This is a genomic window from Dyadobacter sp. HNCC25DJ187, assembly GCF_056895255.1.
Genome location: NZ_JBXHAT010000001.1, coordinates 1,513,455 through 1,537,849, shown reverse-complemented (window position 1 = coordinate 1,537,849; position 24,395 = coordinate 1,513,455). Strand labels below are relative to the sequence as shown.

The 24,395-nt window shown below is 42.0% G+C and carries 22 protein-coding genes; 16 read left to right on the top strand and 6 right to left on the bottom strand.

The genetic code is table 11. From position 1 onward, the window contains the following. Positions 1-112: 112 nt before the first annotated feature. Positions 113-2,005 carry a penicillin-binding transpeptidase domain-containing protein gene (locus AC1XUE_RS06405; protein WP_483355107.1) on the top strand — a complete coding sequence of 631 codons (1,893 nt, stop codon included), beginning with the start codon at positions 113-115 and terminating at the stop codon, positions 2,003-2,005. Positions 2,006-2,024: 19 nt separating this feature from the next. Then, positions 2,025-3,317, top strand: coding sequence for a rod shape-determining protein RodA (gene rodA, locus AC1XUE_RS06400; protein ID WP_483355106.1), 1,293 nt, complete (start codon positions 2,025-2,027; stop codon positions 3,315-3,317). A gap of 80 nt (positions 3,318-3,397) precedes the next feature. Here the strand turns inward: rodA and AC1XUE_RS06395 are convergent, their stop codons facing one another. Further along, complete coding sequence (locus AC1XUE_RS06395) at positions 3,398-3,775, bottom strand: DUF423 domain-containing protein (protein WP_483355105.1); 378 nt, start codon at positions 3,773-3,775, stop codon at positions 3,398-3,400. A 162-nt stretch (positions 3,776-3,937) separates the two neighbouring features. Here AC1XUE_RS06395 and AC1XUE_RS06390 point away from each other — a divergent pair, with 162 nt between their 5' ends. Continuing rightward, entirely contained in the window at positions 3,938-4,990 is a 1,053-nt protein-coding gene (locus tag AC1XUE_RS06390) for a glycosyltransferase family 9 protein (protein ID WP_483355104.1), read from the top strand. On the opposite strand, the gene AC1XUE_RS06385 is transcribed toward AC1XUE_RS06390, so the two are convergent. Continuing rightward, entirely contained in the window at positions 4,987-5,652 is a 666-nt protein-coding gene (locus AC1XUE_RS06385; protein WP_483355103.1) for a YggS family pyridoxal phosphate-dependent enzyme, read from the bottom strand. The genes AC1XUE_RS06390 and AC1XUE_RS06385 overlap by 4 nt on opposite strands. A gap of 140 nt (positions 5,653-5,792) precedes the next feature. On the opposite strand from AC1XUE_RS06385, the gene AC1XUE_RS06380 reads away from it, so the two are divergent. The 4 genes from AC1XUE_RS06380 to rplI all read left to right on the top strand — a co-directional run bounded on the left by AC1XUE_RS06380 (position 5,793) and on the right by rplI (position 8,195). Next, positions 5,793-6,734, top strand: a complete 942-nt coding sequence (locus AC1XUE_RS06380; protein WP_483355102.1) for a hypothetical protein — start codon at positions 5,793-5,795, stop codon at positions 6,732-6,734. A 337-nt stretch (positions 6,735-7,071) separates the two neighbouring features. Next, positions 7,072-7,467, top strand: coding sequence for a 30S ribosomal protein S6 (gene rpsF, locus AC1XUE_RS06375; RefSeq protein ID WP_483355101.1), 396 nt, complete (start codon positions 7,072-7,074; stop codon positions 7,465-7,467). 3 nt (positions 7,468-7,470) lie between these two features. Then, positions 7,471-7,722 (top strand): 30S ribosomal protein S18, encoded by a 252-nt coding sequence (gene rpsR / locus AC1XUE_RS06370; RefSeq protein ID WP_015811483.1) that lies wholly within the window; start codon positions 7,471-7,473, stop codon positions 7,720-7,722. 20 nt (positions 7,723-7,742) lie between these two features. After that, positions 7,743-8,195: a 50S ribosomal protein L9 gene (rplI, locus tag AC1XUE_RS06365; RefSeq protein ID WP_483355100.1), complete on the top strand. Its 453-nt coding sequence runs from the start codon at positions 7,743-7,745 to the stop codon at positions 8,193-8,195. Between the two features lie 172 nt (positions 8,196-8,367). Here rplI and lysM read toward each other — a convergent pair whose 3' ends face one another. Next, positions 8,368-8,826 (bottom strand): peptidoglycan-binding protein LysM, encoded by a 459-nt coding sequence (lysM, locus tag AC1XUE_RS06360; RefSeq protein ID WP_483355099.1) that lies wholly within the window; start codon positions 8,824-8,826, stop codon positions 8,368-8,370. A gap of 213 nt (positions 8,827-9,039) precedes the next feature. Between lysM and AC1XUE_RS06355 the strand changes: the two genes are divergently transcribed. Continuing rightward, on the top strand, positions 9,040-10,671 hold the full coding sequence (locus AC1XUE_RS06355; protein WP_483355098.1) for a glycerol-3-phosphate dehydrogenase/oxidase: 1,632 nt from the start codon (positions 9,040-9,042) through the stop codon (positions 10,669-10,671). A gap of 36 nt (positions 10,672-10,707) precedes the next feature. After that, complete coding sequence (locus tag AC1XUE_RS06350; RefSeq protein ID WP_483355097.1) at positions 10,708-11,760, top strand: beta-ketoacyl synthase chain length factor; 1,053 nt, start codon at positions 10,708-10,710, stop codon at positions 11,758-11,760. Between the two features lie 34 nt (positions 11,761-11,794). Here AC1XUE_RS06350 and AC1XUE_RS06345 read toward each other — a convergent pair whose 3' ends face one another. From AC1XUE_RS06345 to AC1XUE_RS06335, 3 genes are read right to left on the bottom strand one after another with little or no spacing between them, the layout of a single operon-like run. Continuing rightward, positions 11,795-13,030 (bottom strand): NAD(P)/FAD-dependent oxidoreductase, encoded by a 1,236-nt coding sequence (locus AC1XUE_RS06345; protein ID WP_483355096.1) that lies wholly within the window; start codon positions 13,028-13,030, stop codon positions 11,795-11,797. 2 nt (positions 13,031-13,032) lie between these two features. Continuing rightward, positions 13,033-14,562 carry a phytoene desaturase family protein gene (locus AC1XUE_RS06340; protein ID WP_483355095.1) on the bottom strand — a complete coding sequence of 510 codons (1,530 nt, stop codon included), beginning with the start codon at positions 14,560-14,562 and terminating at the stop codon, positions 13,033-13,035. 12 nt (positions 14,563-14,574) lie between these two features. Beyond that, a complete protein-coding gene (locus tag AC1XUE_RS06335; protein WP_483355094.1) occupies positions 14,575-18,447 on the bottom strand; it encodes a 1-acyl-sn-glycerol-3-phosphate acyltransferase in 3,873 nt (1,290 codons plus the stop codon). 148 nt (positions 18,448-18,595) lie between these two features. On the opposite strand from AC1XUE_RS06335, the gene flxA reads away from it, so the two are divergent. The 7 genes from flxA to AC1XUE_RS06300 all read left to right on the top strand — a co-directional run bounded on the left by flxA (position 18,596) and on the right by AC1XUE_RS06300 (position 24,376). After that, the gene (gene flxA, locus AC1XUE_RS06330; protein ID WP_483355093.1) at positions 18,596-20,125 is read left to right on the top strand and encodes a flexirubin biosynthesis tyrosine ammonia-lyase FlxA; all 1,530 of its coding nucleotides are present in this window, start codon (positions 18,596-18,598) and stop codon (positions 20,123-20,125) included. Then, entirely contained in the window at positions 20,122-20,853 is a 732-nt protein-coding gene (gene flxB / locus AC1XUE_RS06325; protein ID WP_483355092.1) for a flexirubin biosynthesis SDR family reductase FlxB, read from the top strand. Before flxA ends, flxB begins: the two co-directional genes overlap by 4 nt. 3 nt (positions 20,854-20,856) lie before the next feature. Next, positions 20,857-22,074: a beta-ketoacyl-[acyl-carrier-protein] synthase family protein gene (locus AC1XUE_RS06320; protein ID WP_483355091.1), complete on the top strand. Its 1,218-nt coding sequence runs from the start codon at positions 20,857-20,859 to the stop codon at positions 22,072-22,074. A 192-nt stretch (positions 22,075-22,266) separates the two neighbouring features. Beyond that, positions 22,267-22,533 (top strand): phosphopantetheine-binding protein, encoded by a 267-nt coding sequence (locus tag AC1XUE_RS06315; RefSeq protein WP_483355090.1) that lies wholly within the window; start codon positions 22,267-22,269, stop codon positions 22,531-22,533. Between the two features lie 3 nt (positions 22,534-22,536). Then, a complete protein-coding gene (locus AC1XUE_RS06310) occupies positions 22,537-23,451 on the top strand; it encodes an LpxL/LpxP family acyltransferase (protein WP_483355089.1) in 915 nt (304 codons plus the stop codon). After that, positions 23,448-23,867 carry a hotdog family protein gene (locus AC1XUE_RS06305; protein WP_483355088.1) on the top strand — a complete coding sequence of 140 codons (420 nt, stop codon included), beginning with the start codon at positions 23,448-23,450 and terminating at the stop codon, positions 23,865-23,867. Before AC1XUE_RS06310 ends, AC1XUE_RS06305 begins: the two co-directional genes overlap by 4 nt. A 95-nt stretch (positions 23,868-23,962) precedes the next feature. Continuing rightward, positions 23,963-24,376 (top strand): acyl-CoA thioesterase, encoded by a 414-nt coding sequence (locus AC1XUE_RS06300; protein WP_483355087.1) that lies wholly within the window; start codon positions 23,963-23,965, stop codon positions 24,374-24,376. The last annotated feature ends 19 nt before the right edge of the window (positions 24,377-24,395 follow it).

The window sequence follows — 24,395 nt, the reverse complement described above, 5'->3', positions numbered from 1 at the left end:
CTTTGAAAATTGTATTCAAATTCCTGTATAAAGCCACGGATCAGTCTTTGATAAGTCTTTTGATATCACGAACTTCGCGTAAAAATTGAGAGAACAGGATTATTAGTGCAGAATGCTTGAAAACCGACGCTTCGTCATCATTGGATTTTTTGCTATTGTAGGGTTGATTTACCTCGCCCGACTTTTTTACCTCCAGGTATTGGATGAAAGCTATTCCATAGTTTCGTCAAGCAACTCCATCAAACGTGTAATTGAGATCCCTTTTCGCGGTCAGATTTATGACAGGAAAGGTAAACTGATTGTTTATAATACCCCGGTTTACGATTTATTAGTGACTCCACGCAAAGCCAGGGTGGAAGATACACTTCGTTTTTGTCAGGTATTGGGTATTGAGAGGCGGGAGTTCGACAGCCTAATGAACGCTGCCAGTACTTACAGCCGGAACAAACCTTCTATATTTTTGCGTCAGCTTTCCAAGGAAGATTTTGCGTCTATACAGGATGTGATGGTAGATTACTCCGGGTTTCAGTTTGCTAAAAGCTCCTTACGTACTTATACCGCTCCTACACTGGCGAACACGCTTGGTTATGTAAGTGAAATTACTAAAAAACAACTAGATGCCCAGGAAGAGCCCTACTATCGCCAGAGTGATTACATTGGCCAGAGTGGTATAGAAAAAATATATGAGAATGAATTGAGAGGAAAGCGTGGAACTAAGTTTATCATGCAGAATGTAAGTGGTGTTTATAAAGGTGCATGGAAAGGTGGTGAGCTTGATACGATGGCGATAGCAGGAAATAACCTCTATTCCGGGATTGACCTTGAAACGCAGCAATATGCGGACAGCCTTATGGGACATAAAGTGGGTAGTGTGGTAGCCATTGAGCCATCCACAGGGCAAATCATCTCTATGGTTTCAGCACCCACATATGATCCGAATATTCTGGCCAGCAGGTTTTTTTCGAAGAATTATTCAGCATTGGTAAGAAATCCTTTTAAGCCTTTGTTCAACAGACCTGTTATGGCCAGTTACCGGCCCGGATCTACCTTTAAGCTTATTCAGGCTTTGGTAGGTTTGCAGGAGGGAGTGGTAACGCCCGGCTCAGGATTCAGCCATGCTAACTGTCCTGTAGGTTGCCATAACCATGTTGCAACCACTTCAATTGCTTTGGGTGTAACACATTCGTGTAATCCGTATTTTTATCACTTATTCAGACGGGTGATTTACAACAATAATATTTCCAATACTTTCAAAGCATCTGCTGCAGGTTTGGAAGAATGGCATAACCGGGTGAGTAAGTTTGGTATCGGTCAGCAGCTTGGTATTGATTTGCCCAGTGAACGAAAAGGAAATTTGCCCGACAAAAAGTATTACGATAAGATTTACGGAGAGAATGCCTGGAAGTTCTCAAATATTTATTCGATCAGTATTGGTGAAGGAGAGATTCTGATCACCCCACTGAAAATGGCGAACGTAGCTGCCATTATAGCCAACAAAGGTTACTTTTATACCCCGCACGTGATTCATGGAGTCGGAGATCAAAAGAAACTGGATCCGATGTATACAACACGCCGTGAAACGAATGTGGATGCACGGCATTTTGAGCCTGTCATTGAGGGAATGATTGGAGCCATCGAAGCCGGTACTGCCAAAAGTGCACGTATACAAGGCATTACGGTAGCCGGAAAGACGGGTACTTCTCAGAATAAGAAGGGTGATGACCACTCTATTTTTATCGGTTTTGCGCCGGTCGAAAATCCTAAGATAGCGATTGCAGTATTTGTGGAGAACGGTGGGTTTGGAGGCCAGGCAGCTGCACCTATAGCAGGCCTGATTATGGAAAAATACCTGACAGGAAAAGTGACTAACAAGGCCTTGGAGAAAAGGATGATGGAGTTGAACCTGCTGAACAAGATCGTACTGACTCCCGAACAACGGGCCATGCTGAAATCCGATACGTTGAGGAAAAAGGCACCTGAAAGTAACAGTCTTCTGAAAAAATAGATTTTAAATCATTAATAGTTTGAAAGAAAAACCTGAGGGTAAACCCATCACCAAGAATGTAGATTGGGTGGTAGTTTTAATATATATCGCGTGCCTTGGAATAGGCTGGGTCAATATTTATGCTGCGGTGTATAATCCGGAAGCTGATACAAGTATGTTCGATTTGTCGAACAATGCAGGTAAACAGCTGATGTGGATCGGGACGGCCGCTGTTCTGATCATATGTATTCTGGTGATTGACTATAAGTTCTATGAAACTTTCTCTTTCATCATATATGCGATAGTGATCTTTCTGCTGGTGGTGGTTCTTTTTGCGGGATCAAATATCAATGGATCAAGATCGTGGATCAAATTGGGGGCATTTTCCCTGCAACCGGCAGAATTTTCGAAACTGGCAATTAGTCTGGCTATATCCAAATATTTGAGTGATCCTGTTATCAGCCTGAATCGCAAACTGAAGGATTATTATCCCATTATCGGTATTATTGCTCTTCCGGCGCTGCTCATTCTTTTATCCAATGAAACCGGATCCATGCTCGTTTTTGCTTCATTCGCCATCGTATTATATAGAGAGGGAATGCCAGGCGTAATTCCTGCGATAGGTATGATTGCGGCGGCATTACTAATTATTACTTTGCTTTTCGTAAAATGGTATATAGCTGGTGTTATCGTCGTTATAGCCGGACTGGTGATTTGGTTAATGCCTGTTATGACGCGAAGAAGAGGAGGACTTTGGGCTACAATACTGGTGGCTGGTGTGATGATCGGTATTGTTTTCGGAGTGGATTTTTTCATGAATAATGTACTTCAAAAACACCAGCGCGGAAGAATTATGGTGTTGCTGGATCCCGATTCTGACCCTCGGGGCGATGGGTGGAATGTGATACAGTCAAAAATCGCGATTGGATCCGGAGGTTTAACCGGAAAAGGATTTCTGGAAGGGACGCAAACCAAGTTCGATTTTGTGCCTGAGCAAAGTACAGATTTTATTTTTTGTACCGTAGGTGAGGAACATGGTTTTGCAGGAACGCTTGTTGTGGTCACGCTGTTTGTGCTGCTTATATCCAGACTGGTAATTCTTGCCGAACGACAACGGAGCCGTTTTGCAAGGGTATATGGCTATTGTGTAGCAGGAATTATTTTCTTCCACTTTATGGTAAACGTCGGCATGACGATCGGACTGATGCCTGTAATCGGTATTCCGCTGCCCTTCTTTAGCTATGGAGGGTCTTCACTGTGGTCATTTTCTATTCTGTTGTTTGTCTTTCTTAAAATTGACGCACAACGGCCATTTACACTTTCGAGAAACTAGTTTTTTTAATGGTTAATTGTTAATGATCAATGGTTAATACGTTACTAAATCCTGTATTTCGTGTTAACCATTAACAATTATTAGAGTTTCGCAGCCGCAACGACCAATAGCACCCAGCCCACGATCAGAGCTAGCCCGCCGATGGGAGCAGTAGCGCCAAATTTGGTGATGCCGGTAAAACATATCGCGTAGAGGGATCCGGAAAAAATGATTACCCCGATTGCAAAAGCATTACCCGACCATCCAAGCAAACGAATAGCATCTTGTCCGGCGCCCTTCATCAACAGTCCGACCAATACCAATGCAATCGCGTGGTAGAACTGATATTTAACAGCAGTTTCAAAAGTTTCAGCGCGGCCTGAAGCTTCCAGCATACCTTTTAGGGCATGTGCACCAAATGCACCAAGAGCAACAGCCAATGCACCCAGTATGCCTCCGGCTTGTAACATAAATTTCATGTATAAAATTGATTGTAAGGTTTCAAGTATGATAGTTATAAATCGTCTACTGCTCTCCAAAGGTACTTTCAGATGACTGAGCAATCAACTGTTTAAAGGGATTTTATTAACTTGCGTGCCCGATTGGTAAGCACCTGTCGGCCAATACAAAGTTCTATTTCAATGACCATATCAAGATTTCGCCAGCTCTGGACACACCGCTATTACAAGTATACGCATATTTTCGAAGCTGTCTGGCTGGGGTATATGGCTGCCCTGAAATTCTTTATACTGAAAACCGAGCTCAAGAAAGGCAGAAAGCTGATAGCCATTATCAGGACGGAGCACTTTGGTGATATTGTTGCGGCAGAGCCGCTTTCCCGTCACGTGCGCGGGTTGTATCCCGATGCATACATCGTATGGTTTGTAAAGCCCATATTTGGTGAACTTGTGAGCAACAATCCTGCGATAAATGAAGTGATCAAGGAATTTTGCGTCACGCAACGACGTACCCTTTTGAAAACCGGTGTTTTTGACGAGGTATTTGAACTCCAATTTAAAAACAATAATCACTGCATTAAATGTGACGTGTTTACGGATAATCCCGTTGCCGAGCAGCGTGGGATTAATGTCCTGAATTACTTCAATTTTGGGAATCTACTGAATGTATTTGCTAAAACAGCCGGACTATTGGGTGTTGATGAAAGCTTCACTGGTGATGATAAACCTCGCTTATACCTTCAGGATCAGCATCGGTTAAAAGTGGATACGCTTGGCGTTTTGAAGCCGTTTATTGTCATACATTGTCAGTCTAACTTCGCTCCCAAGGATTGGCCTGCAGCCCGCTGGGAGCAATTAATTGAATGGTTAACTACCCATTACAATTATCAGATCGTAGAAATTGGTTTGAAAAGTAACCTGAATGTCTCTACCAGTGCTTATACAAATCTCTGTGGAAAGCTTACTATCCTCGAAACGGGAGAGGTCATTCGTCGAGCTAACTTTTTTATCGGATTAGATAGCGGCCCGTCGCATTTAGGTAATGCAACGGGTACCTATGGAATTATCCTGATGGGTGCGTTGGTAACTTTTTCCAGTTACAATCCTTATTCGGGTGGTTATGGTAATCAGGAAAATGCGGTCTTTGTCCGCAAAGAAGGATTGGCCTGTGCTGAGCTTTCTTTTGAGTTTGTAAGGGATGAGGTGAAGAAGGTTTTGGATAGCCGTGCCGGCTAGTGCCGACCACCAAAGATCGCGCTTCCCACCCGAACGAGCGTGCTTCCTTCCTCTGCGGCGATAAGGTAATCACTACTCATTCCCATAGATATTTCTTTTAAATCAACGTTGAAGGATTCGTATTTCTTGAATGCATCTGAGAGTTGTTTCAGGCCTTTGAACTCGTTTCTGATCTGCTCATTGTCATCTGTATTAGAAGCCATTCCCATCAGACCAGCGATCTTGATGTTCGAAAGTGAAGGTAATTCTTCGGATGTCAAGATCTCAATCGCTTCCTGTTCAGACAGTCCGAATTTGGTTTCTTCCGTAGCAATAAAGATCTGAAGGAGACAAGGAATGATCCTGTCATTTTTCGTTGCTTCTTTGTTGATCTCTTTCAGTAGTTTATAACTGTCGACCGAGTGGATCATGTTTACAAAAGGAGCAATGTATTTTACTTTGTTAGTCTGGAGGTGACCTATCAAATGCCATTCGATATCTTTAGGTAGCAAATTGTATTTTTCAGTCATTTCCTGCACTTTATTTTCACCGAACCTACGAAATCCGCAGTCGTAGGTTTCCTGTAAAACGGACACAGGTTTGGTTTTTGTAACAGCAATGAGCTTTACACTGTCCTTGATTCCTTGCTCTATATGATGAATATTCTGCGCGATTGAGGTCATATTTTGTATTAATGTATTGGTAATTAGTGTATTATTGCGCCGATCTGATGTTTTGCTCCCAGAAATCATGACCAACTTATTTCAAAATTGAAAAAAACATAGTTCTTTTACCAACTAATTTAAAATTTAAACGCTCTTCCATGGACTATAATCAAGAACAAAAACAAGATCGGAAAACCCTGCTTTGGGCAGCACTGGCAGTATTGCTGTTGCTTAATCTGGTCCTGGTTTATTTCATTTACCACGAAAAGCAAGAAAATAATTTAAAAGACGATATCATTACTGCAAAGACGGAAGAGGTTTTATTTACCAAGACAAAATTGGATTCGATTTCGGCTCAGTTGGATATCAGAATTGCAGAAATACAGCAGTTAGGTGGCAGCGTAGATTCTCTGGTTGCAATGAAAGCGCAGTTGGAAAGAGATAAGCTGGAGTTGAAAAATGTAAATAAGTTTGCAACTGCCGACTATAATAAGAAGATCAGGTCCTATGAAGCTGTGCTCAACCAGAAGGACAATGAAATCGCTCAGTTGAGACAAGAATTGGGTATTGTTACGTCGAAAAATCAGCAACTAAGTGATCAGGTAAGTGGTTTAGAGTCTGAGCGCAGTAAACTGAACGATTCTGTAAATAATTATTCTGCTGTGAACCGGGAGCTGGCAGAAAAGGTAAATATTGCTTCTGCACTTCGCGCAGAAAACCTGACAGTGAATGCAGTATCTGCCAAAGGCAAAGAGCGTGATGGTGGTAAGTACAAAGCAAAACGCATCGACAGACTAAAGGTGAATTTCCAACTGGCTGACAATTCAGTTGCGAAACAAAATGAAAAAGAAATTTATCTGCGAATTCTGGATCCGGATGGAGCAGTTCTATCAGATATGGCCACTGGCTCCGGCTCATTTATGGTAAATGGGAAAGAAGTGATTTACAGTTCGAAACAAACTATAAACTTTGATAACTCCGGGCAGCAGGTAGATATCTTTTACGGACGTGGTGGAATTACCATGAAGGACGGGAAATATTCGATAGAAGTATATAGCGAAGGCTTTAAGATTGGTCAGGGTGATTTTACTGTAAAGTAACCGTTAGTAGCTATATCGCTTGTTTTCAGATCATTCCAGGCATTCTTTTTCTCGGGCTTACTGGTTACCATTACGTGGAGAACGGTTATAAATGGGATAACGTGAACCTGGCAACAATAATTATTTTTGGATTTACACTCCGGCTATGGCCATTGGCCGTTTGATCCGGGAGGCGAAATGAGCTGTGTCAGAGTAGTGTAGGACGATGTATTTTAGTTTGAAGTACAAATAGGGCTTGGAATTATAGATTCCAAGCCCTATTTTTGCACCCTCATTTCAGTATTTGTATTGAATTGAGATTTTTTTAACAACTTTTTATTAATTAATCAATAACCGTATGTCTAAGCAATACGAAACGGTGTTCATCTTAACTCCCATTTTGTCTGAGGCCCAGGCAAAGGACGCCGTTGAAAAATTCAGTGCTATCATCACTTCTAATGGTGGTGCTATAGTGCATGAAGAGGATTGGGGATTGCGTAAGCTGGCCTATCCCATCCAGAAGAAAAATTCTGGTTTTTATCACATCTTTGAATACACTGCTAGCGAAGGAACTGCTAGTGAAGGTAATGTAGTAGATGTTCTGGAAACTGAATTTCGTCGTGACGAGCGCGTTTTGCGTTTCATGACCATCGCTCTTGACAAGCATTCAATTGCTTACAACGAAAAGAAGCGTAAAGGTCTTATTGGAAGAAAGAAAGAAGAATCAACTGAATCAAAAACCGAAAACGCATAAGCTATGTCACTCGTAAACGAACCGGTTGAGAAAAATATTAACCGCAAAAAATACTGCCGTTTCAAAAAAGCAGGTATCAAATATATCGATTACAAGAATCCAGACTTTTTGCTGAAGCTTGTAAACGAGCAAGGAAAAATCTTGCCACGTCGCCTTACAGGTACCAGCCTGAAATATCAGCGTAAAGTATCACAGGCAATTAAGAGAGCACGTCATTTGGCATTATTGCCTTTCGTTGCTGATCAATTGAAATAAATTAGAAAGAGCTACGAACAATGGAAATCATACTTATAACAGATATAGCTGGAGTAGGATATAAAAACGATATCGTAACTGTGAAAGCAGGATACGGTCGTAATTACCTTATCCCACAAGGCTTTGCTTTATTGGCAAATGCGTCTAATCGCAAAATTGTTGCTGAAAACGTACGTCAGGCGTCTCACAAAGCTGAGAAATTGAAAAAAGATGCAGAAGATATCGCATCTGCTATCGGTGACCTGACTATCGATATCCGCACTGTTGTTGGTGAAAGCGGCCGTATTTTCGGACGTGTTACTAACACTCAGGTTGCAGATATTCTGAAATCAAAAGGTTTTGATATTGACCGTAAGAAAATTACTGTTGATGACGTAAAATCAATTGGTACATATTCAGCACTGATAGATCTTCACAAAGAAGTGAAACACAAAATCTCTCTGAACGTAATTGCGGCAGAGGATAACAATTAATAAGGAGAAAATTTAATTTCTCACAAACGGTACGAAACGGGCAGCTCCAAAAGAGTTGTCCGTTTTGTTTGTGGGTGCCTTCATGATTAGGCATAAAAAAACCGAATCAACCCTTACAGGAAGCTTCGGTCTATTTGGATTAAGCTACCTGTGAGGATAGCTTTTCCACCGATTATAAAGAAGGAATACGTAATACTTGTCCTGGGTATATCTTATCAGGATGCGTGAGCATAGGTTTGTTCGCTTCAAAAATAATTGGATATTTCATCATATCTCCATACACTGTTTGAGCAATTTTAGAAAGTGTATCGCCTTTTACAACTGTATGGTATGTTGCTTCCACTGTTGGCGTAGCTACAGATAAGCGGTTATCTACTACTTCTACACCTTCTACATTACCTACTGCAAGCGCAATTTTTTCAGCATCAGCCTGTTCAGCAACTTCTCCTTCGATCGTAACGGTATCACCAGAAGTTTTTACTGTCAGGGAGTTATAAGGAAGTCCTAAGGCCTTCACATGTGCAAGCAATGCACTGGCACGAAGCGGTTCGACCTCCGGAGCAGGAGCTACAGTTTCTTCTTTTTTAAAGATTTTCTCTCCAACTCCCTTGAAAAATGACATTAATCCCATAATAATTTTTAGTTTTTGTAAGTAAAGTGATAAAATTTCAGAGTCAAAGCTAATCTTATTTTAGCATTGAACAAGTGTGAGACCACTCTATAACAAACAAGTAACAAATTACGTACCAATAAATTTTTTCCACACCTTATGCGTTCCACTTCTATTTGTATTTTTGTGGTCAGCGATAATACCAACTGCGGTAAATCAGTATAGGCTCATTATATGAATAGAAATCAATCCCTGGTTAACCTTGAAAAGGACGAATTTGATATTTGTATAATAGGGGCAGGGGCCAGTGGAACCGGTTGTGCATTGGATGCAGCATTAAGAGGTTATAAAGTAGCTTTGATAGACAGGCAGGATTTTGCTTCTGAAACTTCCTCAAAGTCGACCAAATTGATTCACGGAGGTGTCCGCTATCTCGAACAGGCATTTAAAAAACTGGATTTTGCCCAGCTTAAGCAGGTCCGACATGGGTTGGAAGAACGCCATCTGGTATTAAGTAATGCACCACACCTTGCTCGTCCGCTGGCGTTGGTTACCCCGGTAAAATCCTGGATCGAAGGTTTGTATTTCACTATAGGCCTTAAAATGTATGATAGCTTTGCTTCTGATGACTCGTTGCCGAAAAGCAGATGGCTCAAAAAGTCGGAATTGCTGAAAAACATTCCTACACTTAATCGCAGCAACATCCACAGTGCGGTATTATATTATGATGGTCAGCTGGATGATGCCAGGTATTGTCTTGCGTTAGCCCAATCCGCATCCGAAGCCGGTGCTGTGGTTGCAAATTATGTGGAAGTAACGGGGTTTGATAAATCTGATGAAGGCAAATTGAAAGCCGTGCAGGTGCGTGACAGGAGATCCGGAAAGGCATTGTCTATCCGTACGAAACTTGTACTGAACTGTACCGGACCGTTCTCAGACCATATTCGGCTGATGGCAAATCCGGCGCTACCGGAAAGACTTCGCCCAAGTAAAGGTGTTCATGCTGTTCTTCCATATGATACGCTGAACAGCGATTTCGCAATGCTGATTCCCAAAACGTCGGATGGAAGAGTTGTATTTGCCATCCCATTTGAAGGGGCTATGATACTTGGTACTACCGATACAGAGTGTGATCGTATTGATCAGGAGCCAATTTTAAATGCCTCAGAAAAGCAATATCTGGCAGATACGCTGAATCCTTATCTTGAAAAGAAAATAGATGTATCCAAGCTGACCGCTGGCTTCGGAGGACTTCGTCCTTTGCTTTCTGCAGATACGAGTAAATCTACCAAAAGTCTTTTGAGAGATCACGAGGTAGAAATAGATCCCGTTTCGGGTTTGGTAAGCCTGCTTGGAGGAAAATGGACCACATACAGACTTATGGCCAAGGATGCCATAGATCAGATTGATGTCCTTTTTAATCAGCGCAATGACTGCACGACTCAATCTCACAAGCTGGCCGGCGGTGCAGATTATCAGTATGAAAGTTATCGGAAACTTTATGAAACGTATGGTTTACCTGTAGATATTTGTCAGCATCTGGTCCATAAATATGGATCCCGGGCTGAACAAGTTTGTATACTGACGGTGCACGCTGCCGGATTGAAAGAGCGTATTGTTCCGGCACATTGTTTTATCAAGGCAGAGGTAATTTATACAGTAAGGAATGAAATGGTGATCACTCCCAGGGATTTCCTGGCGAGGCGTACACGCCTTGAGATTATTGACTGGAAAGCAACCTTGGCTGCATTGCCCGTGGTGGCTGACCTGATGGCTAAAGAATTGGCTTGGACAAATGAACAAAGAGATTCTGAGGTAGCGGCTTATCAGCAAATTCTGAACAAATTTATGAAATCAGTTGCCTGATAAGCCTGAGTATCCCAACCGAAGAGATTTTTAAATATGTATATAACAGCATCATCCTGTATTTCACCGCAGAAAACCTCTGACGGTTCGTTCTGGAATGGAGATATTGTCAAATGTGAAGGTAATAAATATACGGCCATTGAGCCTTCCTATGGAATGCTGATTCCAGCCGGGTTGCTAAGACGAATGGGTAAGGCAGTGAGAATGGGAGTGGGTGCAGGCCTGCCGTTGATCCAGCAAAATCCTGAATTAGCAGGTATTATACTCGGAACGGCTAACGGTGGTTTAGAAGATTGTCTCAAATTTTTGAATCAGATTGTTGATTACAACGAGGGCACGCTCACACCTACCAATTTTGTACAGAGTACTCCCAATGCTGTAGCGGGAAATCTCGCGCTGATGAGCAAAACTACCGGCTATAATACCACGCATGTACATAAAGGACTGGCCTTTGAAAGCGCCTTGCTCGATGCACTGTTGCTGCTCGAGGAAAGTAGTGTGGATTCTGTATTGTTGGGAAGTATAGACGAGATATCAGAATACAGTTATAATATTGATTATCTGAATGGTTATTACAAAACGTATGAAACTTCTTCGGATACTGTTTTGACTGAAAATACTCCAGGATCGGTATGTGGTGAAGCAGCTGTGATGTTTGTGGTGGATAAGCAATTTTCAGATAAGGCGTTGGCAAAAGTGGTAGACGTAGATCAGTTCAGCCAGTTAAACCAGGAAGAGCTGATCGGCCGACTTATGAATTTCCTTGGCAGAAATGAAGTTATTCCGGCAGATATAGATGTGCTGATTGCAGGATATAGCGGAGATAACCGTACGGACTATCTCTATGACCTGGTTAAGGAAGTGATGCCTCCAGACTGTCAGATTTGCAGCTTCAAAAATTTGTCAGGTGATTATCCGACTGCCTCCGCATTTGCAACCTGGCTGGGAACAGGTATTTTGAATGGGAATGAAATTCCGACTGAACTTATTCTGGAAGAGTCAAGGGAGCGAAATCGACCGGATCACGTCTTAATCTATAATCACTATCAGGGCGCTCAGCATAGTTTTATATTATTGAAGGCGGTTTAGGTATTGACCGCCTTCAATGCTAAAGTCTGCATATTTACTGCTCCTTTGCTTCTTTCATTTTGATCACCTTCGCGAGAGTTGGCAGTATTGTATCATGTTTTTTAACGAATGGATTGGTTTTGTCCCACACATATCCTGCTAAAACGGAACATATCTGGTTCTTGATTTCCAGATCAATATTTTTTGCAAAAACTATAGATTGAAAATCGCCGGTATACCATCCGGTTACGTAGCTTCTGAATACATTTATTCCGTTTTGAACCACATCTTCATATTCCGTTTTCCAATCCACAGTTTCTCCCTGCAAGTGTTTGTGAGTCATTTTTGCCGACAATAGCCCCGATGCCGTTGCAAACGTAACGCCGGATGAAAAGATCGGATCCAGGAATTCAGTACTATTGCCGGAGAGGACGAATCCGTCCCCAAACATTGTTTTCACACCTACCGAATAACCGAGTATACTACGGGGTTCAAATTTTAATTCCGAATGCTCAAAACGTCCGTTGAGATCTTTGAAATTACGAATAAACGCTGTGTATTTTTCTCCGTTATTATCTGCCAGGTCAGCGATTTTTTCTCTGTCACCAACAATACCTACAGACGTGGATCCATCGGAAAACGGGATCGCCCATATCCATGATTTGTTGTCATCGAAGGAATGCACAAAGATATTATTGCTTGTGGTTTCAGTTCTTTTGTGGTCATCCAGGTGAGCAAATACAGCTCCTCTCGGCGTAAAAGCAGAGGGTTTGCTCAGATCAAACAAGCGCGGTAAAACTCTGCCGTAACCACTTGAATCTATAATAAATCTTGATTCGATGTGGTGAATATGGCCTTCCGGATCGCGGTATTCTGTTATTTGCCGGTCCTTATTGGCGTCAACGTGCAATACCTCGCATTGGAAATTTACACTTACTCCCTTTTCCCTGGTGGCTTCTGCAAGCGCCAAGTCGAAATCAGCTCTTTTCACCTGCCATGTGTAAGACCAGCCACTGGTATATTGTTCTTCAAAAAGAAATTCACACCTTTTCTCTCCACGCATGAAGGCAGCACCTGTTTTTTTCTGGAAGTTCTTTGCTTCAATAGCTTCCCGCAAGCCGGATTCTGTCAAATGTTCCATACAACAGGGCAGCAGACTCTCGCCGATCTGAAACCGCGGAAATTCTTCCTTTTCGAGAATGGTTACCTCGTAACCCTGATTTCTAAGATAGGATGCGGCCACTGTGCCTGCAGGGCCGGCACCTATTACGAGTACGTCAATTTTTTGCATGATCAGGCATTTATAACTTTTTGTATCAGTTTATTTTTATCAATAAATGCGAAGCAGGTTACAAAAGCACTTACTGTGACGCCGAGAATACCGTGCATCGATATGTTTTGACCGGTTAAATGCAGGTTAGGAATTCGCGTTCTTGTGTTGACCTGGCTTCGCGCCGGATGATCTGAATTTTTGGCTATTCCATATAGCGAACCATCAGGATTTCCGATGTAATCCCGAAAAGTAAGTGGAGAAGCACTATGTACATGATTGATTTTTTGGCGTATTCCGGGAAAAACTTCTTCAATACGGCTTAAAACTTTTTCTTCTTTCTCCTTCTTAAAACTGTCATAAGTAGCTTCACGATCACCCGGAGATACTATGGTACGAAAGGTATGGGCCCATTGTTCTGTCTCACTACTTTTCATGTACGTCATAATGGACATAGATTCGGCAAACTCAGGGCTTCTTGATAAATGGGGTGTGCAAATGAAATAGGTTTGCGGCCAGCTTTTTTCATCATACTCAATACCATCCCATACGCCACTTGCGTGATGTTGATAAATATTGTGGTTGAGGTATTTGAAGCTATTTCGCTTGAATGAGATATGTACCAGAAAGGTTGAAATGGTATTGGGTAAATTGTTAATTCTATTGCGGTAGACGGTAAGAAACCTCTCCTTCCCGAATATATCGATGGTCATGGAAGGATGCACATTGGATATAAACTGTTTTCCTCTTACTGTTTCTCCATTTTCCAGTTGTACATGGGTAATATGGCCAGTCTCGTTGTACGTTGCACCGATGACTTTTTTATGTTTGAGTATTTCTCCTCCTTGTTCCTTTATTTGCCTGCTCATAAGGATGGCGATTTGTGAACCGCCATCTGTGAATTTATAGGCACCCGACAGATAGCTATAGATGATCAGAGCATGTACATAAAATGGTGTCGTTTCCTTCACACCGGCATACAATTGATTCGACCCTGCCAAAACATCTCTGAGCCGTTGATTGTGGGTAAGAGAAGCGATATAGTCGTATGCATTAAGCTGGAGCAAATCCTGGTCGGTCTGGTAACTCTCGCCAGCGACACGGAGATTATACAGCGGAAACTTGCTGCATACCTCTTTTATCTTTGAGCAATAGGTACGAATAGCCTCTTCTTCTTCGGGGAAATAGCTGATCATCTTTTCCTGAAATGCCTCATATCCCTGGGGGTAGTCATATTCCTGACCATCATCAAACCGGATGACATCAAACCGGTCTTCATCGAGCCGGTGTAGTTTAAGTTTATCCAGAATCTGAAAGTATCTGAAAAACTTGTTCAGGTTTTCGCCTTCGTTCATACTGCCCACATAATGAACGCCTGTATCGAAAATGGTTTTATCCCGGCTATACACCTGCAAATGTCCGCCAATCTGATGGTTTTTTTCAAGTATCACAACACTATGCCCTTCGGAAGCAAGGATAAATCCGCAGGCAAGTCCTCCCAAACCGCTCCCCACAATAACGAAATCGTATTCTTTGTCCTTAAGATTTGGCATCGCTTATAATGATCAGTGTGTGCGTTGAAAGGATTGGCCCGATGTCTGATTGTTACTTTTTCTCAGTATAAAAAGCACATTGGAAGTCGTTCCGGAATGTTGCTGCATTTCAAATGCCAATCCATGGTCGACTGCAAATTGGCGGATATCCTGAGATGAAAAGAAATGAAATGCCTCCATTTTTTTATTAAATGAGAAAAGTCCTGTAGAAAGTGCTTCGGTACGTTGGGTATTACGATGTTTTTCCTGCAAATCAGTGATGCCATCCCGGATGAAAAGTATACCGTTGTCGGATAATGCACTTGCACAATCAGCCAACAAAGAAAACTGTTTTTCCTGTGATAAATAATGGAGCATGTCATTTAAAAAAATCACGTCCTGTCGGCCAAGATCCAGATACATAATATTTGCAGCAACAAAGCTGAGCTTCTTTGTTTTGTTATAGCTGTTTTCCGCAACGGTTATTTTCTCATCATCGTAGTCCACACCCTTCACAATACGTTCAGAATTACAATAGTGCAGGTAAAACGACAGATATCCATAACCACAACCTATGTCGAGAATGTTTTTTCTATCTGCAATGAGTGTGTTATAAAAAGCGTAGTTTTTCTCCTCCAGCTTCCATTTCGTTTTAAAATACCATTCAAGCACCGGGCCTTTATAAACGTAATTGGTAAAAATACGGTGTTTCAGATACCAGGTATCCTCCATTTCTGCCTTGTATTTATTGTGTTCAGATTTGAAGAACTGAGCAATATTTTTGGTTTTATCCCGTAAAGAAATGCCCCATTTCGGATCCTGATATTGTATCCTGGGAAGAACGCGTACATTCAATGCCCCGGGTCTGATCAGGAAATCACCTTTTGGCAGCACCTCAGAAGCACCATGAATGAGCAGCGGCTGAAGGTCCAGCCCAAGCTGTTCAGCCAGGTAAAATGCTCCTTTGTGGAACCGCCCGATTGTACCGTCTTCCGACCTGGTTCCTTCGGGAAATATTAACAGAGAGTATCCATCGGCCACCAGCTGTTTCATTTTTTCGATGTTCTGCTCTGGCCCGTCGTCTGTGTATACATAACCTGCATAGCGGATGATAGGACCGAAAAAGGGCGATTTGTAAACCCACCCCTTCACCATCAATACTATTTTAGGATTCAGCATGATAGCAAGCAGTATATCCAGAAAAGAATTGTGATTGGCAATCAGAATGACAGGTTTATCAATCTCCAGATTTTCTTTTCCCGAAATATTTTTACGTACATGTGGTCCTGAGTAAAGTACGGTTCTGGCAAAAAAGGAAAGCGAACGATTGATCATTTCCTTTTTCTTCTTTTTTGAAACAGGCAACAGTAAAATGGTTACCAGTTTGGAATGCAGGAAAAGGCAGCCGGACAGGAAATAAGTAAAACTGGATACACTGATCAGGAATGGAAGCAGAGTAACAGGTGGACGTTTTCTATCGATTCTATCCTGAACAAATAGGTCGAACAGAATAGGCTGAAGTGTGAATGAAATAATCAAAATACAAACAATGCCCAGCACACTGACGAATGCGATGGAGTGGATCGCAGGATGTTCTGCGAAAAACAGTGCGCCTGTGCCTACGATGGTAGTGATCGCAGAAAGAAGAATAGCGGACTGATACGACCGCAATGTTTCTTTTCCGGTTTTGTATTTATTCAGTAATCCATCTGTTACGAAAATGCTGAAATCATCACCCAAACCAAATATAAAAGTGGTAATAACGACATTGACAAAGTTGAATTTGATTCCAAGCAGTGCGGCTATCCCAAATATCCATATCCAGCTAATGGCCATGGGAAGAAATGTGAGGAGGGTGAGCTCAATTCTTCCATAAACGATCAATAGGGTAAAAAATACAATAGAGGCGGAAATAAGCAGAATGAAATTAAAATCATCCTTCACCATGGTTAGCAGTGATTCAGCCATTTCAACTCTGTCGAAAATAGAAACACCGGCAATCTGTCTCAGTTCGTCTTTAACATGAGAAAGCTGTGCTTTCGGAATGGTAATGGTTGTGATCCACGTTGTTCCGGAAGAATCTGTAGCTGAGAGATTGGATAGGCCGAGCTGCTTCAGCAATTCTTCTTCATCGGCATCATCTTGTCTGGTGCCATTGATCCAGTTTTTGAAAGGAATGAAAGCATCTGCATTTAAACCTGTTGTCTTGACAGCCTGATCCAGTATAGAAAAAGTCTGTTGCTTACGCCCCGAATTCCAGAAGTCGTTCCATTGCTTGTTTCTTTTTAACGCTGTTTTGTCTGAAATGATCAAAGCACCGGAAGAAACGAAGTTTTTAACGCGTCCGTCCAGTTTGAAAGCTTTAGTTTTTTCATAAACCGCCTGGTTGATATCTGCAGCAGTTTCTTTATCTTTTGATGTTGCAAAAACATATATTCGCTTATCCCGATCCGGGTTAATGCCTGTCAGGCTTTCTTCACGCTTTTTCAGTTCGTCGTCCTGCATGCTCAGGCTATCAAAACTGCTATCAAACTCAGTGAAGCGTGCAAAATAGAGAAAAATGATAGTTAGAATGCCAATTGCAAGCAGGATGAAAGGCTTTGCTTTGGCTGGAATTTCAGGAATCCGGAAGCGTTTTATTTCCTCAGGCATTTTTTTGTAGTCGAATGCAAAAGAATCCAGTATAAGAGGCAGACCGATGACCGTGAAGGCTGCTGCACCGATCAGACTTAGAGCAGCAAAAAGTCCGAAATCCTGCAGAACTACGGAATTGGTAAACTGCAATGCTGTGAACGCAAGAATGGTAGTGAGGCTACCTGTGAGCAAGGGCGCACTTACTTCCCTGATGGTAGTCGATGTGGATCCGGTATGTCTCAGATGCGTAAAAAAGTGGAAGGCATAATCCAGCAATATGCCAAAAATGACTGCTCCCGTAGCGAGCGAAATGCCGGATATGTCTGGCCTGAGAAAGCCTGTTAATCCCAATGCAAACATTCCTCCGAACAAACCGGGAAGAATAATGTAAACGGGGATGAGGATTTTTTTGTAGTAAACAACGAGTATAAGAATGATAATCATCAGTGCGATTACCATGGTTCTGGTTGTATCCTGCTTGACCTGAATTGCATTTCTGGCGGCTATCTCAAATGTTCCGAAATACGATAATTCATGATGGGGATGTGCGGCATTCCACTTGGTACTGAGGTTTTCAAGTTGATGAAACAAGGCCACATTTAATGCTGAATTACCAGAATTATACGAAGTGGAAGCGGTGACGATAATATGTTTGCGATCAGCTGAAAACATCACTCCATCTTCAACTGTCATTCCGGCAGCATTGTTGAGTGCATTAAGTTGCTGAAAATAAGGGGTAGTTATACTGAGAGGGTCATTCAGCACAAATTGCTTTACAAAACTCCCTCCAGGTGACACCAGCTGATTATACGTGGAGGTTACTGCTTTTCGAATGGAGTCAGGAGTGGTTTTTTGACTTATATAGGAGTAATACGATGAATCAATCAGTTCCGGAAAGCGGGAATACGTATAACTATACACATCCTGCTGTACATCCGGTCTTATCGCTCGAATATTTTTAATGTATTTTCCCGGTAAAGATGAAAGGGAATCAGCCAGTTTTTCTACCAGTTCCAGTGCCTCATTTGTATTTGTTTCAGGATCGTTTTCCAGAGAAAATACAATTTGATTAACAATATTTTTGTTATCAATGAGCTTTGTGAATTCTTCAAACTTTTCTCCCTTGGGCAAAGTTGCAAAAATGCTTTCAGTGACTCGCAGACGCGAAATGCCATAGCCAAAAACTCCGATCAGGCCGAACAGCAAAAGAAAAAAAACAGCTTTGTGTCTGGAAAGAAGCAGATGCAGCTTAAATAATAATTCCCCGATCATGAACTGGTTAAACGTGAGTGTATGGCAAAATTAAGGAAATGTAGGTGTTTGCCCAACTTATTAATGTTCAATACCGATCTGGAGATGAGCTTGTCAAAGCGGCAAAAAAAGATTTATTTTACACGTTATTTAATTTCACTATTAGTAAATGAATAGTATTTCGTTGGCTCATGTAGAGCAATATGCGTTTGAAAAGAAAGAATTTATTTTAGCTGAAGATGCACTCAATAAGGTTTCTGAGTCTTTTGCTTTTCTGACAGACTTCTCAAAGGATAAAATTATATATGGTATCAATACAGGTTTCGGGCCAATGGCTCAGTACCGTATTGAATCAGATAAACTGAATAGTTTACAATATAACCTCATTCGGAGCCATTCCAGTGGTGTGGGGCGTCCATTGAATGAGATTTATGCAAGAAGCGTGATGGTCGCCCGACTAAACGCCTTTTTGCAGGCCAATTCCGGGATCAGTTCAGGTGTGATCAATCAGTTGGTTACCTTTCTTAACCACGGTATCGTGCCTGAAATATTCGAACATGGAAGCGTAGGTGCCAGCGGAGATTTGGTTCAGCTTTCACATTTGGGTCTCAATCTGATTGGAGAGGGGCACGTATATGAAAGCGGGATCAGAAAAAAAACAGCAGAAGTTTTAGAAAAGCACGGAATTAAGCCGTTGCAGCTGGAACTGCGCGACGGTCTGGGGCTGATCAACGGAACCTCCTGTATGACAGGGATCGCTGCCATTAACCTGATTTATGCCAACAGACTGGTAGACTGGTCGATTGCGGCTTCTTCTATGCTGAATGAGGTCATTGAAGCATTTGATGATTCGTTTTCGCAACAGCTCAATGCGGTTAAACATCATAAGGGTCAGCAGGATGTAGCTGCTAAAATGCGGGAGTTTGTGAAAGGCAGTGGAATGATTCGTAACCGTGAAGAGCTTTTCAAAGACAACACCGCTATGCAGCGTGTGGAGTTTGAGAGGAAAATTCAGGAATATTATTCAATACGCTGTGTTCCTCAGATCATCGGACCTGTATTAGACACAATCAGATATGCGCAGGAAGTAGTCGAAAACGAGCTGAATTCGACAAACGATAATCCTATTGTGAGTCCGGAAGAGAGCAATGTTTTCCATGGAGGTAATTTCCATGGAGATTATATCTCGCTGGAGATGGACAAGGTGAAAATTGTACTTACCAAGCTGTCTATGCTGATGGAAAGGCAACTGAACTTCCTGATGAACAGTAAGCTGAACGGTAAATTTCCTCCTTTTCTGAATGCCGGTACATGGGGGCTTAATTTTGGCTTCCAAGGCATCCAGTTCACCGCTACTTCCACCACGGCAGAAAATCAGGCATTGTCCAATTCTGTTTATGTGCATAGTATTCCGAACAATAATGATAATCAGGATATTGTGAGCATGGGTACCAACAGTGCCGTGCTGGCCAAGCAGGTACTTGAAAACTCGTTCCAGGTCATGTCAATCCATATCATGGCGATATGCCAGGCCATTGATTTGCTCGAACAGGAAGAAAAGGAAAGGCTTTCCCCCAATGCATTGTCAATATACAATCAGATCAGAAAGATGGCAAGCTTTGTTAAAGATGATGTACCACAGTCAGAAAGTATAGCTGCGGTTTACGAATATATCAAAGAAACCCCTTTCAAATTATGAGTTGCGCACTAGTGACCGGAGCGTCAAGAGGTTTGGGCAGAGCTATTGCTGTGCAACTCGCTCTTGATCACGGATTGTATATATTGGTAAATTATTCCAGTAATGTCGCCGCAGCAGAAGAAACCCTGCTTGCAATCAGAGCGAATGGTGGTGACGGAGAATTACTCCAGTTTAATGTTCAGACGAAGCAGGAGGTAGATGCTGCATTAAATAACTGGCGTGAGAACAATCCGGAACGCTTTATCAGCGTTTTGGTCAACAACGCAGGAGTAACCCGAGACGGTCTTTTCATGTGGATGCCCGAAAGTGACTGGGATGAGGTGATGAATATTTCAGCGAAGGGTCTTTTTAACGTCACGCAGAATGCTATTCAGCAGATGTTGAGAAAACGTTCAGGTCGGATCGTAAATGTCGCGTCTGTTTCGGGAATGAAAGGGGTGGCCGGGCAAACCAATTACTCTGCTGCAAAAGGAGCCATTATTTCAGCAACCAAGGCATTAGCTCAGGAAGTGGCTAAAAGAAAAATAACTGTAAATGCCGTTGCTCCCGGATTTATTACCAGTGATATGACCAAAGAACTGAATGAGGCCGAATTGAAGCAGATGATTCCAATGAACAGATTTGGAAAAGCGGATGAAGTGGCACATTTGGTGAGTTTTCTTTGTTCAGATAAAGCCGCCTATATCACCGGAGAGGTGATTAATATTAACGGAGGGATTTACTCGTAACGAATGAGTCAGAGAGTTGTAGTAACCGGAATTGGTATTTATTCCTGCCTTGGTGAGAATCTCACTGAGGTAACTGATTCGTTGTATGCAGGTAAAAGCGGGATTGTTTTTGATCAGGTAAGAAAGGATTTCGGATTTCGCTCTGCACTTACTGGTATGGTCAGGGAACCTGATTTGAAATCACTCCTGTCTCGCAGGCAACGCCTTGGCATGCATCAGCCTGCCATATATGCCTATATGTCAACCCGCGAGGCATTAGAAATGGCGGGTTTGGATATTGATTTTCTGGAAAAAACAGAAACAGGTATCATCTTCGGTAATGACAGTACAGCAGCTTCCGTTGTGGAGGCTGTTGAAAAAGCACGGGAAAAACAGGATACTACATTGATAGGCAGTGGTGCTATTTTTCAAAATATGAACAGCACTGTCAATATGAACCTTTCAACCATTTTTAAACTGAAAGGAATTAATTTTACCTTAAGTGCTGCTTGTGCTTCGGGCTCTCATTCTATCGGAATGGGTTATCTGATGATTAGTCAAGGATTACAGGAGCGTGTCGTTTGCGGGGGTGCTCAAGAGATTAATCCGGCATCGATGGCAAGTTTTGACGGGCTGGGTACTTTTTCTGTGCGGGAGTCTGAACCGGCTCGGGCGTCCCGTCCTTTTGATAAGCATCGTGACGGACTCATCCCAAGTGGAGGTGCAGCGACGATCATTCTGGAGTCGTATGAGGCTGCTGTCAAACGAGGTGCTACGATCATTGCAGAATTAGTAGGTTACGGTTTTTCTTCCAATGGAGATCATATTTCTAATCCAAGTAAGGAGGGACAGATTCGTTCGCTGGAAATGGCTTTGAAGCAGGCAGGTTTGCAGACCAAAGACATCGATTATATCAATGCGCATGCTACATCCACACCAGTTGGTGATGGGATTGAAGCGCAGGCTATCTATGAAGTATTTGGCGGAGAGACGCCGGTTAGTTCTACCAAATCACTGACAGGGCATGAGTGCTGGATGGCAGGCGCCAGCGAAATCGTATATTCTCTTCTGATGATGCAACATGATTTTATAGCTCCTAATATCAACTTTGAAAATCCGGATGAAGATTCTGCCCGCATCAATGTGGTCGCGGAAACAGCCAAACAGAAAATCGATTGTTTTCTGTCAAATTCATTCGGTTTTGGAGGAACCAACTCCACACTTATACTGAAAAAAGTTTAATCTCCATTGAGTAAACGGAAGAGGGTGCCAGAGATAATTTGGTACTTTTGATAAATCGAATTTGCACTAATTGCAACATTGTAATGTTGTAGAACAAGCTTTTGTTAATCTATCCATAATCGCACCAATTATTGTGTTAAAATTTGGATACATTATGAGAGTATGATAAAAGAATAATTTAATTTTGCTGCCATGGATGCTAAAGACGTTAAAATGAATTTGGAAGATGTAATTGAAGAGACCAGAGACTTTTTGTCCGAGGAATTTGAGGTAGACAGGGAATTAATTCTTCCGGAAAATAGCCTGAAAGAAACGTTAGACCTGGATAGCCTTGATTATGTGGACCTTGTTGTTTTGATTGAAGAAAATCTGAACATTAAGATAACGGGTGAGGATTTCAAAGGAATTGAAACTTTCGGAGATTTTTACAGTCTTGTTCAGAAAAAACTGTCACTATAGCGGATGGACCAATCGCCTGCCAGGTCCGGTACAGATGATAACTCCCAGAAAAGTGCATGGGATGGGAAGACCAGAGGCACGCTTGCAGGTTACAAAATCTTCTTCTTTTTTATACGTTCTCTTGGGTTAGGATTTGCCTACTCGCTATTGCGGGTAGTGACTTATTATTACTATCTCTTCGCTTCCAAGCCTCGGAATGTACTCATTGATTTCTACCGGAATACCCTACTTTTTTCCCGCTCTGAGGCTAAAAAGCTGACACGAAAAAACTTTTTTATCTTTGGACAGACGCTTGTAGACAGGACGGCATTTCTGCTTGGTCAGCATGAAAAGTTCAGACATACTTTTGAAAATGAGCAATACCTGATTGACATAAGAGAAAAAGGAAAGGGAGGGATTTTGCTTAGCGCGCACCTGGGTAACTGGGAAACTGCGGGTAATCTGCTGAAAGGACGTATTACACCTACCATTAATATTGTGATGCTGGATGCCGAAGTAGAGAACATCAAAAAATTCATGGAAATGTCTACGGGTGGTTCCAGATTTAAAATAATTGCCATTAAGAATGATCTTTCTCATGTGATTGCTATTCGTAATGCGTTGTTAAATAATGAGTTCGTGGCTATTCATGCAGATCGTTATCTGGAAGGCTCCCGATTTATCGAACTGGATTTTCTGGGTAAAAAGGCACGCTTTCCGCATGGCCCATTTGTGATCGCTTCTAAGTTTGATGCTCCTGTCACGTTCGTTTTTGCCGCGAAGGATGGCACGCACAGCTATCATTTGAGTGCAACCAAACCAATTCAGGAGAAAGTGAAACCTGAATATATTGCTGCTTTGTATGCTGCAGAGCTTGAAAAAAAAGTGAGGCAGTATCCGGAGCAGTGGTTTAATTATTTTGATTTTTTCAGACCATGATTACAGCCAAAGAGACCATACAGGATTTTCTTCCGCATCGTCCTCCGTTTTTAATGGTGGACAGACTATTATCTGTTACTGCTGAGCGGTTTGAATCTGATTTTGAAATTACAGAACATAATATGCTCGTGTCCAATGGTGAGTTTATGGAGAGCGGGCTGATGGAAAATATTGCTCAAACATGTGCGGCATCATTTGGATATCTTGATCGTGAGCAGGAGGGAGAACCTAAGATCGGATTTATCGGGGCTATTTCCCGTGTGCGTGTTCATGCTTTGCCACCAGTTCTTTCCATGATCAGCACTGTCGTTGAGCCGACGCACAAACTGGGGAATATTGTTATGATTTCTGGAAAGAACTATCTGGGAGGACAACTCTTGCTGGAATGTGAGATGAAGATTGTGATCTCGGAATAGCAGTTTTTTGCGTTGCTGATTAGCTCATATGTGTTCCGGGATTTGCGAGAGGTGTCAAAAATCGCTAATCTTGCCTTTCATAATATGATTAAAATATGCTTTCGTCCGAAATTGAAATTGATATAAGATTTAGTGAAACTGATGCGATGGGTGTGGTGTGGCACGGTAACTATCTGAAATTCTTTGAAGACGGCCGCGAGCATTTTGGTAAAACATATGGTCTTGAGTACCTCACCATTTTTGATTCCGGTTATTTTACACCTATTGTTAAATCCGAAATAGACCATAAGGCTCCGGTTTATTATGGCCAGGTAATTAAAGTAGTTACAAGATATATCCCCGCCAAATCAGCGAAAATTCAGTTTGAATACGAAGTGCACAATATTACCACCGGCGAACTTTGTGCTGTAGGCAAAACGATGCAGGTTTTTCTGGATCGGGAAAGTCGTACACTTGAATTACTAACCCCTGATTTTTATCGTAACTGGAAGGAAACCCACAATCAATAATTTGATCACTATATTTGTG

Excerpts from the sequence above, each read along its gene's own strand:
- flxA (WP_483355093.1), top strand. The coding sequence starts at position 18,596 with ATGAATAGTATTTCGTTGGCTCATGTAGAGCAATATGCGTTTGAAAAG.
- AC1XUE_RS06335 (WP_483355094.1), bottom strand. The coding sequence starts at position 18,447 with ATGATCGGGGAATTATTATTTAAGCTGCATCTGCTTCTTTCCAGACAC.
- lysM (WP_483355099.1), bottom strand. The coding sequence starts at position 8,826 with ATGGGATTAATGTCATTTTTCAAGGGAGTTGGAGAGAAAATCTTTAAA.
- AC1XUE_RS06345 (WP_483355096.1), bottom strand. The coding sequence starts at position 13,030 with ATGCAAAAAATTGACGTACTCGTAATAGGTGCCGGCCCTGCAGGCACA.
- AC1XUE_RS06315 (WP_483355090.1), top strand. The coding sequence starts at position 22,267 with ATGGATGCTAAAGACGTTAAAATGAATTTGGAAGATGTAATTGAAGAG.
- AC1XUE_RS06390 (WP_483355104.1), top strand. The coding sequence starts at position 3,938 with ATGACCATATCAAGATTTCGCCAGCTCTGGACACACCGCTATTACAAG.
- AC1XUE_RS06380 (WP_483355102.1), top strand. The coding sequence starts at position 5,793 with ATGGACTATAATCAAGAACAAAAACAAGATCGGAAAACCCTGCTTTGG.
- AC1XUE_RS06350 (WP_483355097.1), top strand. The coding sequence starts at position 10,708 with ATGTATATAACAGCATCATCCTGTATTTCACCGCAGAAAACCTCTGAC.
- AC1XUE_RS06385 (WP_483355103.1), bottom strand. The coding sequence starts at position 5,652 with ATGACCTCAATCGCGCAGAATATTCATCATATAGAGCAAGGAATCAAG.
- AC1XUE_RS06310 (WP_483355089.1), top strand. The coding sequence starts at position 22,537 with ATGGACCAATCGCCTGCCAGGTCCGGTACAGATGATAACTCCCAGAAA.
- AC1XUE_RS06355 (WP_483355098.1), top strand. The coding sequence starts at position 9,040 with ATGAATAGAAATCAATCCCTGGTTAACCTTGAAAAGGACGAATTTGAT.
- AC1XUE_RS06340 (WP_483355095.1), bottom strand. The coding sequence starts at position 14,562 with ATGCCAAATCTTAAGGACAAAGAATACGATTTCGTTATTGTGGGGAGC.
- AC1XUE_RS06395 (WP_483355105.1), bottom strand. The coding sequence starts at position 3,775 with ATGAAATTTATGTTACAAGCCGGAGGCATACTGGGTGCATTGGCTGTT.
- rpsF (WP_483355101.1), top strand. The coding sequence starts at position 7,072 with ATGTCTAAGCAATACGAAACGGTGTTCATCTTAACTCCCATTTTGTCT.
- rplI (WP_483355100.1), top strand. The coding sequence starts at position 7,743 with ATGGAAATCATACTTATAACAGATATAGCTGGAGTAGGATATAAAAAC.
- rpsR (WP_015811483.1), top strand. The coding sequence starts at position 7,471 with ATGTCACTCGTAAACGAACCGGTTGAGAAAAATATTAACCGCAAAAAA.
- AC1XUE_RS06405 (WP_483355107.1), top strand. The coding sequence starts at position 113 with ATGCTTGAAAACCGACGCTTCGTCATCATTGGATTTTTTGCTATTGTA.
- AC1XUE_RS06305 (WP_483355088.1), top strand. The coding sequence starts at position 23,448 with ATGATTACAGCCAAAGAGACCATACAGGATTTTCTTCCGCATCGTCCT.
- flxB (WP_483355092.1), top strand. The coding sequence starts at position 20,122 with ATGAGTTGCGCACTAGTGACCGGAGCGTCAAGAGGTTTGGGCAGAGCT.
- AC1XUE_RS06300 (WP_483355087.1), top strand. The coding sequence starts at position 23,963 with ATGCTTTCGTCCGAAATTGAAATTGATATAAGATTTAGTGAAACTGAT.
- AC1XUE_RS06320 (WP_483355091.1), top strand. The coding sequence starts at position 20,857 with ATGAGTCAGAGAGTTGTAGTAACCGGAATTGGTATTTATTCCTGCCTT.